Genomic DNA, 12443 nt, shown 5'->3' on the forward strand with positions numbered 1-12443 from the left:
GCCTCGCCGCCGGTCCAACACCGGGAAATAGATCACCGGGCCCCGACAAGCATGCGCCGGACATGATCTATGCGGCGGCAACTATTCAGAGGACAGGATGAACGTAGACATTGCTATCCTCGGCCGCCCGACGGCCGATCAGAACTTCACCGAACTCGGCTCGCAGACGCTTGCGTTCACAGGCGACCGCCTCGCGGTGTCGCCGACGATCCCGCCGGCGGCAGCCGGTATGGAACTTAGGGTGCGGGTCACCTCGGCCGATGGCCTGACCTTCGCGGTAGGCGCGTGGCTGGACGAGGCGACCCGCCCCGCCCCCACGCCGATCCTCGACGACAACGGCGGTGTGATCGGTCACGAGCCGGGTCCGGATCCCGTCGTGACGGGGCGATACTGCGCGTGGGGCGGCAAGTCGCGCGAGGCCCCGCTTCCCGCCCGAGGCGCCAGCCTTGTGCTGATGCGGATCCATGGGGCTGCCGCGTGAGCGACGACGCCCAGCCCGACCCGCCGGTGGTCGACCGCCACGCCGAGACCCTGCGCCACCTCTGCGCCTGCCTGGAGGCGATCGACACGCCGCGGCCTCAGAGCGGCGCGTGATGGCTCGGGCACCGCGCGCCCGCCGGATCATCGTTGAGGCTGAACAAGGTACGCCGTTTACGGACTGCTGCCCGCCTCGCGCCACAGCAACGTTGCAGCGACAGAGATCGTGCACGCCGCGATCAATCCCGCCACGGCGGCTACTGGGGATCCCAGGCCGTGAGCCGGCGTTCTGCGGTGTCCAGGTCCCCCGCCGCGCCGACCCTCACACGACAGCCCGGCCAAGGCGTCACGGGCGAAGCGCGAGGAACTGGCCCGCACCCGCCTGTCGTCGCATGCTCGCCCGCCGCACGCCCTGCGGTGTCGCGAACGCCTCAGGCGTGCTGACGGGAAGGCGGCCCCTTTAGCAGGCGAGACGATCACGTGCGAGCCGGCAGGTCAGGGCGCCCCATCTTGCCGTGCGCCGCCCGCAATCTCTCGACTTGCCCAGAAGTGCGAGCGTCGTCCTCGATAGACCCGCTGCCCCTACAGCATCGGCGTGCCGCCGGTGACCGGCACGAGCGCCCCCGACATGTAGCTGCCCTCCCGCGAGGCCAGCAGCACGTAGGCCGGAGCCAGTTCCGCCGGCTGCCCGGCCCGGCCCAGCGGCGTATCGGCTCCGAGCTTCTCGATCTGTTCGGGCGATTTGACGATCGGTTGGATCGGCGTCCAGATCGGGCCCGGCGCGACGCAGTTCACGCGAATGCCCTTCGGCGCCAGCAGGTTCGACAACCCGATCGTCAGGCTCGCGATCGCCCCCTTGGTCGCGGCGTAGATCAGCATCGTGCTGTCGGCGATCTTGGCTTGCTGACTCGTCGAGTTCACGATGGCGGCGCCCGGCTTCATGTGCGGCACCGCGGCCTGGGCGAGGTAGTACATCGCGAAGACGTTGGCGCGGAACGAGCCCTCGATGTCGGCGGCCGTAAGGTCGTCCAGGCCCTCGTTCACGACCTGCGCGGCGGCGTTGTTGACCAGCACGTCGAGGCGACCGAAGGCCTCGATCGTCCGTGCGACGAGGGCGCGACAGTGGGCCTCGTCGCGGATATCGCCGGGCAAGAGCAGACATCGGCGTCCGGCCTTCTCGACCCACCGGGCGGTGTCCTCCGCGTCCGACTGCTCCGCTTCCAAGTAGGAGATCGCCACGTCCGCGCCCTCGCGAGCGTAAGCGATGGCCACCGCGCGGCCGATACCGGAATCGCCGCCGGTGATCAGCGCGGCCTGACCCGCGAGCAGGCCCTTGCCGACATAGCTGTCCTCGCCGTGGTCGGGCCGCGGCGTCATCTTCGAGGTCAGTCCGGGCCTCGGCTGCTGCTGATCGCCGGGGAACGGCGGCCGCGGTCCTGCCTCGCGGTGGTCGTCGGACATGAGAGATCTCCGGTTTCGTCCGCCTCATCTAAGTCGAGGCAGGACCGCCGGCAGTTCGCTCGCCTGCGTCGTGTAGCCCTACGCGCGGAGCCGCGCGTGGCATGCGGGTCGGCATCCGCACCGTCGTGCGGTCGGTCCCTCGCCGCTCTGCGCGCGGTCGCGGCCAACCCGGGCGGCCTGCGGATCGAGGCCTACCCGACCGTGATGCCGCTGCTGGTGGAAATGGGGTTGGTGCGGGGCGAGCGGCGTGGGTGTTCACGCCGCTCGGGCGGCGGACGGTGGCGGCCTACGGGCGGGATGAGGCGTAGTCCTCAGCTCTTCGCCGCGAACTCCCAGATCAGCGGACCCCAGGCCTGCCCGGCCGGTCTCGCCGGGAGGGCCTGGTTCCCGAGCCAGATCCCGACCTCATCCACCCTGGTCGCCTTCCGCCCGTTGACCATCATCGCCCCACGGTCTTTGAGCCGGAGTGTGCCGTCCTGGTGGTGTACCCCGAAGAGCCGCGATGGCGTCCAGCCGAGTCGATGCGCCTTGGCGCCGAACCGATCGCAGAAGTCCAGGCAAGCGTCGCGGAAGGCGGCCCAGCGCTCAGGCGTCAGGTGACGGCAGAATGGCTTTAAGTCCGCGCCCGCAGCTCCGATATCGCCCGCAGGCACGTCTTGCGGTCGCGGTAGCCCGGGCCCCGCATGATCGGCATGCCGTCGCGATCGGCGACGTACCACCCAGCGGGCGAGAAGGGCGAGGCGGGGATGAACACTGGCTTCATGGCCGGCACTCCGAACTGTAATTCAACGGGCATGCAGCTCGGCCGTTCCCAAGACTGTGCGGTGGAGCACGCCGCCGCGCGAATGCCATGCAGGGAGCATGTTTGCGGCGGTCGTGACTGACCTTCCCCGGCACGCACGGGGTGTGGCTGCCGGGGAGGCGCGCGGCGGCAGGGTCGGACGCGAGCCGGTCCCTGCCGCTGCCCTGATGCTACCGAACCGGCGCGGCGGCGCTGCCGGCCGTGTTGGGGCGCGCCATGCTGTTGCCCGGCGCCATCCCGGTGCCGCCCGCGCCCATGGTCGAGCCGGTGGTCATCCCGGTGCCGCCGCTCCGCTCGTTCATTTTCTGGGTGTCGCTCTTGACCGAGCCTGGATTGTTCATGTTGCCGGTTGCGCTGCCGCCGCCGGCCGGCTGCTGGGCGTAGGCCGCACCCGACAGGGCGAGCGTCATCGCGGCCGCAAGGCCGAGGATCTTCTTGGACATATCGCTTCCTCATTCGACCCGTGATCGGGCTTACAGGGCCAACGCGGCCCGTGACCAAGTGTTCGCTGAGGATCCCACAATGATTACAGATGCGACCACGAATCTTGGTGAGGCCGAAGCGGCCAAGGTCGCGAAGCGGAAGCCGGATCAGAGCTGGCGGCAGGACCATTTGCACCTGCGTTGGAACGGCCCCGGGTACGTCATGAGCGACGAGGAGCGCGCCGCCCGGCGCGCCGCCTACGCCGAGCGCGATCGGGTAGCGTCCAAGGCCCACACCAGGCGCCGTGAGATCGAGCGCCAGGCCGCCAGAGCGGCCGACGCGGCCCGTCTGGCCGAAGAGGTGCGAAAGATCCGCGGGGAGGCCCGCCTCGGCCTCCTGCCGCCTCCTGGGCGGCTGGCGGCGGTCGACATGGACGCCCTACTCCTCATCGGCCCGCTCGGCGCCGTCGGCTGCGGGGCGGCCCTGCTGCGGTCCCTGGCGGTCCTGATGGGCAAGGGCAGGCACCCGGTGCCCGCGCTGGTGGCCGCTGGATCATGGAAGGACGAGGCCGCCCTTCAGACGGCCGTCGAGGCGTTCAGGCCGAGGTTGGCTGCGATCGGGTTGCGGCTGTGCCGGCGGAAGCTGGGATGGCGCTTAACGTCAGCGTGAAATCAGATCATTCTAATGTTTTCGATTGACGATTTCCGTCAGAAAATATAATGCCCAAAACACGGTAATAGTAAGGGTAGACAACAGCACGGACAAAACAAATGCCCCACTAAGGTGGATCGCAGCCTTAAGGATCGGTAGCCCCTTGGTCCACGCCACTACCGGATCGTGGAATAGGCCCGCGAAAACGACTGCGCCGAGTGTCAAAAGACCAAGAAATGATAAATATCCGAGCAGATAACAAACGAATTGCCGAAGCGTAAGAGATTCACCGTCCAAGATTAAATCGGCGCCCACCGGTCGACGATCGAACGCGGGACCAGGTGCCCCCATTGCGACAGAAGCCAAAGCGCCAACCATAAAGGGAACTGCCATGATCAGCAGATCCCGAGCAAATCTTAGCAGGCCGGCATCGCCAAAAAGCGGTATCTTTGGGCTGAGCGCCGCGTAGATTGCCCAGCCAGAAACGCCGAACAGCAAAGGCACTATGATATCGTAACGAGCCTTTTCTTCGCTATAGATGAATAAATAGCGAATAGGAGCAAGCAAGCGCAGACGGGACGTATGGCCGCCCTGTCTAACGTCTTGCAATCCTATCCGACGCGAGTCCATAACTCATCCCTATCCACCAACTCACGCAACGCCGCGACCATTTCGTCGCACATGTCATCGCGCCACCGACGCGCAGGCGAGCTGAGTGATATAATCTCTTTTGGGCACAATAGTAGGTCTGCGGCCCCCTCTACGTCCTGGTGCACCTTGCCGCGCATCTCGGAGCCGCCAGCGCTCCGGTAGTAGAGTTGTGACGTATAGCCGAGCTGATCAAATTCGTCGCGAATTCGTTGCACCCAGGTTCGGCGTTCAGTAGAATCTTTCGGAGCTTGCGTCATTGCCACTTTAATTGCGACATCAGCTTCGTATTCAGCATGTTTTACCGAAGTTTCTCTGCCAGTGGCTCGTCGCTCTGATCGCTTTGTGAATGTCATTGATGTTAGAACCTTTGCGCTGGCAGTTCCATCTGCGAGCGCCCTTGCAACGTCCGCTAGCAAATCGAGCTTTGGAGAGTAACGGTATTTCTTAATCTCCGGCTTGCCCTTTTTATTTTTTATAAATTTCTCAAACGTCCAAATTTCATTACGTGCATGGCGCCGAAGTTGCCGCCTCATAAGCGTGCTGATCAGTTTTCTGCTTACGCCGCTGTGGACATGCTCAATGGCGCATCGATAGGAGCCATCATCGTAGTCGCCATCGTTGGGCAATCGCACTACGACGTGCGCTGTCGATGCGCCGACTTCCTCTTCATCACCTGACAATTCACGACCGGCTAAATTACGTCGATGGATCACCGGGAATGTTTTCTGTGTTTGATCTGCATGCTCAAAAAGCATAACAGCATATTTACAAAATTCACCCTGTGTTATATTGAAATGCTTCAAGCGCACAAAATCATGCCTGAACCCATTTTCCTTCCGTATTTTCTCATCTTCGTGATCCGTGGCGCCTAAATATTCGATAGCTTCTCCTCTTGACCGGCGCATATCAAGAATCCGCAACAGTTCTTCTGCCCCATGAATAGGCGGCGCGTGTTCTTGACCAGCGTGCGATGAGGAACGACTTACTAGATGGTTGAGAATTATGAGGCGTTCGTTGACAGGAGCAGCCATTTCCGACTCAATGTGTCTACCACGCGACTTCTGAGCCAATGACAGAAGGCGACAGTTTCGGTGACCTTAGGTTTGTCGGAACGCTGACTTCAATGGGAAACGAGCGGGTAAGCTCCTTCAAAATGAGCGATCCACTACTTTCCCTGTGGGCAAGAGCGATTGGAGCGTTTCATGCTGTCGCTATGCCCTGTGGAGGTGTGAGGTTCACTTGCAGATCTGCATTTAACGGGCTGGCCCACCGCGCAGGCCGATGCTCTGGAGATCGAGGCCCGGGCGAAGCGCCGGCTGGCGGACGAATACGACGCTGCGCAGGAACGCGGCGAGGTTGCGACCCGGCAGCACAATCCGGGCTCGGCAGGGCATGTTCCGGGCGGGAACATGCCCCCGGCCACCGTCGCGGACCTCGGCCTGACCCGCAAGGCGGTCCACGAAGCCCGGCAGCTTCGCGATGCCGAGGCGGCCGACCCGGGCGTCATCCACCGCACGCTGGACGAGCGGCTGGCGACCGGCGATGGCCTTGCCGCCAGCGGTGGCGACCGCGCGTTGCTCGACTTGCGGCAGGCGAGCCACCTGCGCAGCAGCCGAGACGGCGACCCTACCGCTTTCGACTCCTTTTCTGACTTCAGGAACAGCGTCGCGATGAATGGTTGTCGCGTGCTGTACAGACCGTCGGCTGACGTTCAGCATCTCTGCTGCGCGTGGCTGTGGAACTGCGCAAATTTGCGCAGTTTCGCCAAGCAGCGGCGCTGTCTTTTCCTCCTTCGGTCGACCCTCAGTCAGGTTCGCCAGCTTCGCGGCGACCATCGCTCGCTGGCTCTCATTCAGATGCCGGCGGTGCAGATTGAGCGAGACGACGTACGCGACCAGATCATCGCCGCCGTAGTTTCGGGTGCCGGCGCCTGAGCGACCGGCACCCCAACCGTGTCAGGCGGCCTTCCGCCGCCGTCCCTTCGGCGCTTCCTGCTCGGGGGCAGCCTGATCGAAATCGTCGGGCTCCGGGACCTGCTCGGCCCGCGCACCCGGCCGACCAAGACCGATCGACCGCGCCAGGGCGGATCGCCGTTCGGTGTAGGCGGCCGCCACCATCGGGTAGTCCCGCGGCAGGCCGAAGCGCTCGCGGTACGTCTCCGGGCTGAGCCCGTTGCTGGTCAGGTGCCGCTTCAGGGTCTTGTAGCCCTTGCCGTCGATGAAGCTGATCAGCGCGTCCGGCGTGATGCTCTTCCGGATCTGCGCGGGCGTCGGCTTCTCGACTGCCTCCGCGGCGGCACCGGCCGGCTGGCCCGAGGCCAGCCCGGCGACCGCGGCGTGCACGCTCGCGATCAGCTCTGGCAGATCGGCCGGCCGGACGGGATTGTTCGAGACGTAGGCGGAGACGATATCGCCCGCCATGGTGATGTAATCGGGGCCACGCCCCGCAAACTCATCGGTCAAAATCTGATCCTCATTCGTCCCCTCACGTGCGCATTGGTGCAAATCATGCGCTTACGCAAGTCATAACGTTGGGAACGGCGCGATCATCCATAAATTGTCGCGCCAAGGTCAGTGCCTCCCGGCGAAGATTGGCATTTCGAGCCGATCGACTGGCCTGCCTAAGCGCCGGAGGTTGCGGGACGGGCGCCCGCGCAACTGAGACCTGAAACGCAAAAACCCCGTCCCTTGCCGGGCGCGGGGTCTGCGTCTAACTTCGTCCGTGGAGCCTGCAAACTCCCGTGACGGTCCCTTGCCGGGGATAGCGTCACAGCCACAGAGCGGAAATCCAGGCCTTGCCGGGCTTCGATCCCGCTGTATGAACGTGTCGCACTTAGGTGTGCGACGCGACCGGTGAAACTATGCCGGGAGTGCCACGGCACCGTCAAGAGCGATCTTGGCGGCGATACAACAGCCTTCGGGTGAAGGCCGTGGCGCACGTTCTCTGTGGCGTGTTTGCAGACTCCCGGCGCCCGCACCGTTTGCGGGCGACCACTCTCCAATCTTGGAGAGTGGGCCGGCCCTGCAAAGCCGGTTCTCACAGAGACCGACAACGATGATATCTGAGATACCGACTAGAGAGATCGAGGTAACACCCGATCTCAAGCGGCGATTCTGGTTAAAGGTCGATAAATCGGCTGGACCGAATGCCTGCTGGTTATGGACAGGCAAGAGACAGAACGGCGGATATGGCGTTCTGCATAGGGGCACAAAGAATAACGACACCGCTTACGCGCACCGCGTGTCGTTTCAGATTGCGACCCAAATTGATCCTGTCGGGTCTCTGGTCTGTCATCGATGCGACAACCCAAGTTGCGTCAATCCTAGCCATCTCTTTTTAGGATCTGCCGCCGATAACACAGCCGACATGATTGCGAAGGGCCGCAAGGCCATTAGCAGCCATCATCGAGTATTCGGCGAGGCGCACGGCGCTGCTAAGATCAAGGAAAGGGATGTCGCTACGATCAGGGAACGAGCATCGGCAGGTATATCAAGCAGCGTGCTTGGGCGGCAGTTCGGTATCGACAGCAGCACCGTTCGCCAGATCGTACGGGGCGAAATTTGGCGGCATGTCCCTGTACATAACCAGGGAGGGCGCGCGTGATGAACGCCCATACCTCTGCGCTGCCCACCTGGGCGGCCGCGCACGCGCTTGAGCGCGCGCGCCTCGCGAACCTGCGCGCTCGCATCGCCCGGCAGATCGAGGCCGACCTCGACCGGGTCGACCGCTGCCTGAGGATTCTGGACGCCCTGACGCCGGATCCGGATATCGAGGAGGGCGGCGACACCGAGCCGTCCCTCGGCTCGCTTGGGGGCTCGCAGCTCTGGTGGTCCCGCGGCGGCCTCGACGACCGTGAGGACGGCGATGACACGGGCATCGGCGACGTTGGCGGCCTTGCAGAGCAGCGCGGCCGGTACCTGATCCGTGGAGGGCTCTCGGCATGAGCGCTCCCGCCAACCGCCGCGGCTTCCTGCGCGGCCTCACCACGCTCCCGCTCGTCGGCGGCGGCGTGACCCTCATCGGTCAACCCTCTGCGGTGGCCGAGCCCATCACCGGACAGTTGATGACCAATTATCTCGCGTTTCTGGCGCGAGAGTTCAAAAATACGATGATTGAAAACGTGGAACGTTGCGCGGCTCATGAAGTCCTGACCGCTGGGATGCATCTTGGTCCCGAGTACATATCTGGAGCGGTTGCCAAGGCAGAATTGAGCCTTCGCTACCTCGACTTTCCGTTTCTGGAAAGGCAGGGCAATCCGGCTGTGGCTGGTCCTCCATCATCCCGCGCCGCGCTCGTCCTGAGCGCGGTCGGGTGCGACTGGAAGGATGGCGACCGGTGAGCCCCCGCGCAACGAGCCTCACTGAAAACATTATCAGTGAGACCGCTCCCGTCCTCACTGTCAGTTCTGACAGTGAGGACTCTGCAAGGGGCTCCCACACCGTGAGCCCGCTCGGGCTCCTGCTCCACGCGTGGCGGCTTCGGCGGCTCACGCGGGCCATGCGGACGCTGAACCGGCGGCTGGCGGCCTATGAGAAGGCGTACGGCCTGCGGCCGTTCTGACGATGAAAGCCCCGGCCGCTGAGGCGGTCCGGGGCTCTCCTACGCGCATCAAGGCGCATGTCGGATCTCACTTCTTCTTTAATGAAGGCGGCCCTGCTGTCCGTAGCAATATCTCACACTGAAGAGGCGACGAGCTGAGACCTCGATATTGACCCGGTGAGTCGGCCTCGCCGCTCAGCTTACCCTCGTATTGGGTAGCGGGGCTGGGACATTGGACATCTGCAGTCCAACGGGTGCCGACTCACCAAACACCCGAGCCAGCGTCGCGCGCCTTGCAGCGAGTAAGCGTTGGCATCGATCGGGCCGGCAGAGAGCACGGCGAGCCCTGCGGGCATGGGGGTGCTTCGACGGAGGCGCAAATGCCCGGTTTGCCCTGGAGCGAACAAGAGCATGATCTGATCAGGCGGTTCGCGCCGAACTATGCGCTACTTGAAAAGATGCTTCCTGATCGAAGCAGAAAGCAGATTTGTGATCATGCTGTGCGGATCGGCGTCGCAAAAAAGAGAAGAGGCAAAGTTTCAGAGTTTGAGATCGAAATCATCAAGCGCTTCTGGCCAGATCTGAATGCCATCGTCTCCGAGGCGCCGGAGTTAAATAAGACCCTTGTGACCCGTGTGGCCTGCAAACGGCTTGGTCTTAAAAATCCTCGCACACATGTAGATTTCTCCACACAAGAATTACGGGCTTGGAAAGATGGTGCTGTTCGGTTGCCCGGACGGTCGATGGCCTCCGTCCACTCAAAGCGGTCCAAATTAAAGTTTCTGATCCAGCCGCGATGGACCTCCGCCGAGAAATCATCTCTCAAGATTGATCCAAGAGCCGCGATCGCTGGAAGAACGGAGCGCGCGACGCGGGTCATCCGAGGTCAGCTTGGTATCGACCTTCGGAAAATCCGTCGGCCGATACAGCCCGCAGCGCCTGCCGGAGCGCTCATTATGAATGCGGTTCAGCGAGCGATCCCCCGCACACTCCCCCGACAGATCCAGCAGGAAGTCCTCTCGGATCTGGCGCTCGCTATTCTCGAGGGCGAGATCGAGTTGGCGAACGTGGCCACCGCCGTGAGCAAGGCGATCAAGGGCGTCTACAAGCGGTACCCGGTACTCGGTGCGCCGGTGTCTCTGGACATGCCGCTGTTCGATGATGGCGGCGCCACGCTCGGCGATCGCATCACCAGCGACACCTTCCACTTCTGAATGACCGGCTGCAGTGCTTACTCAATGCGACAACCCGTGGAATGCGAGCCGCTGGTGCAGGCGGAGCGCACTACTTGCCGGGATTGTCGAAAGGCTTTCCCTCCTGCCCGTCCGCTCTCTTGCGCGCCTCTTCGGCCTTGGCTGCAGCCATTTTCAGGGCCTCGGCGTGATCCCGTCGTGCGTCCGCTTCTGCGAGCGCCCGGACGAAGCGAACGAGCTCAGGCGCCGGCTTCGGCCAGCCCGGGTGGCGCTTCTTCCGCGGCATGTGGACCTCCCAGATCGACGCGATCTCGGCGCCATCGTGATTCGGCAAGCCAGCGTAGCGCGCCCATGGCCGTGTCCACCATGCCGCAGCGGCCGAACGTCAGATGGCTGGCCCCCGGGCTACCCACCACGCGGTCCGAATGGACGCGACCTGCCTCGCGGTCATGGCCGCCGCGCTCGCATTCGCCGGGGCCATCGTTGTGTTCGGGCGGCGGTGAGCTGGCTCTGGGGCGCGGGGGTGCATCCGGGGTTCAAGAACCCCACGCCCGCACAGAAAATTTCTGCACCCCAGGTGAACCCCAGAGCCAGAAAAGCAGAAGGGCGACCCGAGGGCCGCCCCTGCTAACTCATTGCCGGTCAATGAGATTTATGGTCGGAGTGGCGGGATTCGAACCCACGACCCCTAGTCCCCCAGACTAGTGCGCTAACCGGGCTGCGCTACACTCCGACGCCCCTGCGGGCCCGGGGCTCATAGCTTTCGGCCTCGGGCTGCGCAACCCCCGAACGGCGCGGCCCCGCCGGACGCTGGCTCTCGCCGGGCCGGGGGGCTACGGGTGGTGCCTTCCTCCCGCACCGTCCGAGGACCATGACCGACCGCCCCGTCGCCTTCGACCTGACCCGCCTCGTCACCCGCCTGCGGCACGCGAGCCCGTCGGGCATCGACCGGGTCGACCTCGCCTACGCCCGCGCCTTCCTCGCGCGGCCGGGGACGGCGGTCGGGCTCGTCTCGACGGCGGCGGGCCCCCGCGTGCTCGACCGCGAGCGGGCGCTGGCGATCGTCGAGGCCGTGGCGGCGGGCTGGGTGGAGGACCGCGACGCCGAGGCCGATCCAGTCTACGGCCGGCTCGCCGGGGGCCTCGGCGGTCAACGGGGTGGGCAACTCGGCGGGCAGGCCGGGCGCGGCGCCGCGCCGGCCGCCCCGGCGGCCCGGCAGCGGCGCCTGATCCAGGCCCGCACCGCGGCCGACATCCTGGCGCGGGGCCGGCCGCTCGCGGCCTTGCCGCGCGACGCGCTCTACCTGCACACCTCGCACCTGCGCCTCGACCGCCCCGGGCGATTCGACTGGCTCTACGACCGGCGCGACGTGCGCGCCGCCTTCTTCGTGCACGACATCATCCCGATCACGCATCCCGAGTACGGCCGGGCGGGCGAGGCGGAGCGGCACGCAGCCCGGATGCGCAGCGTCGGCCGGCACGCGGCGGCGATCCTCGTGAACTCGGCCGATACCGGCGCCCGCACGCTCGACCACCTGGAGGCCGCGGGGTTCGGACGGCCGCCCCTGGCGGTGGGACATCTCGGCGTCGAGCCCGCCTTCCGGCCGGACGGTCCGCGCTTCGCCCCCGAGCGGCCGACCTTCCTCGTCTGCGGCACGATCGAGTCGCGCAAGAACCACCTGCTGCTGTTCCAGCTCTGGCGGGTGCTGGCGGAGCGGCACGGGGCGGGCGCGCCCCGCCTCGTCGTGGTCGGGCGGCGGGGCTGGGAGGCCGAGAGCGCCCTCGACATGCTGGAGCGCTGCCCCGGGGTGCGGGCGCACGTCGTCGAGGCCGCGGGCCTCTCGACGCACGGGCTCGCCGCGCTGATGCGCAGCAGCACCGCGCTGCTGATGCCCTCCTTCGCGGAGGGCTACGGCATCCCGATCGTCGAGGCCGCCGCCTGCGGCCTGCCGGTGGTCGCCTCCGACCTCCCCGTCCACCGGGAGATCGCCGGGACGTTCGCGGAGTTCCGCGATCCCCTCGACGGGCCGGGCTGGCTCGCGGCGATCGAGGCCCTGAGCGACCCCGCCTCGCCGCTGCGCGCCGACCTCGCGGCCCGGCTGACCGGCTACGCGCCGCCGAGCTGGGCCGCGCATTTCGCCGCCGTGGGGCCGACGCTCACCGCGCTCTGACGGCGCGCCCCTCGGTTGCGCCCCCGTGCCCTGACGAATATGGGAAAGCGTCAGTCCGCAGCGGCGACCGGGGGCG

The 12443-nt window shown here is 65.4% G+C and carries 14 protein-coding genes and 1 tRNA gene; 7 read left to right on the forward strand and 8 right to left on the reverse strand.

Annotated features, from left to right (window positions below; genetic code table 11):
- Window positions 1–97 precede the first annotated feature (97 nt).
- Window positions 98–481: a hypothetical protein gene (locus tag Q8W71_RS07325; RefSeq protein WP_305524686.1), complete on the forward strand. Its 384-nt coding sequence runs from the start codon at window positions 98–100 to the stop codon at window positions 479–481.
- Window positions 482–1059: 578 nt separating this feature from the next.
- Here the strand turns inward: Q8W71_RS07325 and Q8W71_RS07330 are convergent.
- From Q8W71_RS07330 to Q8W71_RS07340, 3 genes are all read right to left on the reverse strand, one after another.
- The gene (locus Q8W71_RS07330; protein WP_305524687.1) at window positions 1060–1938 is read right to left on the reverse strand and encodes an SDR family oxidoreductase; all 879 of its coding nucleotides are present in this window, start codon (window positions 1936–1938) and stop codon (window positions 1060–1062) included.
- Window positions 1939–2551: 613 nt separating this feature from the next.
- On the reverse strand, window positions 2552–2701 hold the full coding sequence (locus Q8W71_RS07335) for a hypothetical protein (RefSeq protein ID WP_305524688.1): 150 nt from the start codon (window positions 2699–2701) through the stop codon (window positions 2552–2554).
- 209 nt (window positions 2702–2910) lie between these two features.
- Window positions 2911–3183 (reverse strand): hypothetical protein, encoded by a 273-nt coding sequence (locus Q8W71_RS07340; protein ID WP_305524689.1) that lies wholly within the window; start codon window positions 3181–3183, stop codon window positions 2911–2913.
- A 79-nt stretch (window positions 3184–3262) separates the two neighbouring features.
- Here Q8W71_RS07340 and Q8W71_RS07345 point away from each other — a divergent pair, with 79 nt between their 5' ends.
- Entirely contained in the window at window positions 3263–3832 is a 570-nt protein-coding gene (locus Q8W71_RS07345) for a hypothetical protein (RefSeq protein WP_305524690.1), read from the forward strand.
- A 12-nt stretch (window positions 3833–3844) separates the two neighbouring features.
- Here the strand turns inward: Q8W71_RS07345 and Q8W71_RS07350 are convergent, their stop codons facing one another.
- Window positions 3845–4318, reverse strand: coding sequence for a hypothetical protein (locus Q8W71_RS07350; protein ID WP_305524691.1), 474 nt, complete (start codon window positions 4316–4318; stop codon window positions 3845–3847).
- 107 nt (window positions 4319–4425) lie between these two features.
- Window positions 4426–5496 (reverse strand): hypothetical protein, encoded by a 1071-nt coding sequence (locus Q8W71_RS07355; protein ID WP_305524692.1) that lies wholly within the window; start codon window positions 5494–5496, stop codon window positions 4426–4428.
- A 378-nt stretch (window positions 5497–5874) separates the two neighbouring features.
- Between Q8W71_RS07355 and Q8W71_RS07360 the strand changes: the two genes are divergently transcribed.
- The gene (locus Q8W71_RS07360) at window positions 5875–6399 is read left to right on the forward strand and encodes a hypothetical protein (protein WP_305524693.1); all 525 of its coding nucleotides are present in this window, start codon (window positions 5875–5877) and stop codon (window positions 6397–6399) included.
- Window positions 6400–6420: 21 nt separating this feature from the next.
- On the opposite strand, the gene Q8W71_RS07365 is transcribed toward Q8W71_RS07360, so the two are convergent.
- The gene (locus tag Q8W71_RS07365; protein WP_370875357.1) at window positions 6421–6927 is read right to left on the reverse strand and encodes a Ros/MucR family transcriptional regulator; all 507 of its coding nucleotides are present in this window, start codon (window positions 6925–6927) and stop codon (window positions 6421–6423) included.
- Between the two features lie 1140 nt (window positions 6928–8067).
- On the opposite strand from Q8W71_RS07365, the gene Q8W71_RS07370 reads away from it, so the two are divergent.
- From Q8W71_RS07370 to Q8W71_RS07380, 3 genes are all read left to right on the forward strand, one after another.
- The gene (locus tag Q8W71_RS07370; protein WP_305524694.1) at window positions 8068–8409 is read left to right on the forward strand and encodes a hypothetical protein; all 342 of its coding nucleotides are present in this window, start codon (window positions 8068–8070) and stop codon (window positions 8407–8409) included.
- The gene (locus Q8W71_RS07375; protein WP_305524695.1) at window positions 8406–8804 is read left to right on the forward strand and encodes a hypothetical protein; all 399 of its coding nucleotides are present in this window, start codon (window positions 8406–8408) and stop codon (window positions 8802–8804) included. Before Q8W71_RS07370 ends, Q8W71_RS07375 begins: the two co-directional genes overlap by 4 nt.
- Before the next feature lie 580 nt (window positions 8805–9384).
- A complete protein-coding gene (locus Q8W71_RS07380; protein WP_305524696.1) occupies window positions 9385–10218 on the forward strand; it encodes an SANT/Myb-like DNA-binding domain-containing protein in 834 nt (277 codons plus the stop codon).
- A gap of 70 nt (window positions 10219–10288) precedes the next feature.
- Here the strand turns inward: Q8W71_RS07380 and Q8W71_RS07385 are convergent, their stop codons facing one another.
- A complete protein-coding gene (locus Q8W71_RS07385; RefSeq protein ID WP_305524697.1) occupies window positions 10289–10483 on the reverse strand; it encodes a hypothetical protein in 195 nt (64 codons plus the stop codon).
- A gap of 369 nt (window positions 10484–10852) precedes the next feature.
- Window positions 10853–10930 (reverse strand) — tRNA-Pro (locus Q8W71_RS07390).
- Between the two features lie 138 nt (window positions 10931–11068).
- On the opposite strand from Q8W71_RS07390, the gene Q8W71_RS07395 reads away from it, so the two are divergent.
- A complete protein-coding gene (locus Q8W71_RS07395) occupies window positions 11069–12367 on the forward strand; it encodes a glycosyltransferase family 4 protein (protein ID WP_305524698.1) in 1299 nt (432 codons plus the stop codon).
- Window positions 12368–12443 lie beyond the last annotated feature (76 nt).

The organism is Methylobacterium amylolyticum, from assembly GCF_030700245.1.
In the GTDB taxonomy this organism is placed as follows: Bacteria; Pseudomonadota; Alphaproteobacteria; order Rhizobiales; family Beijerinckiaceae; genus Methylobacterium.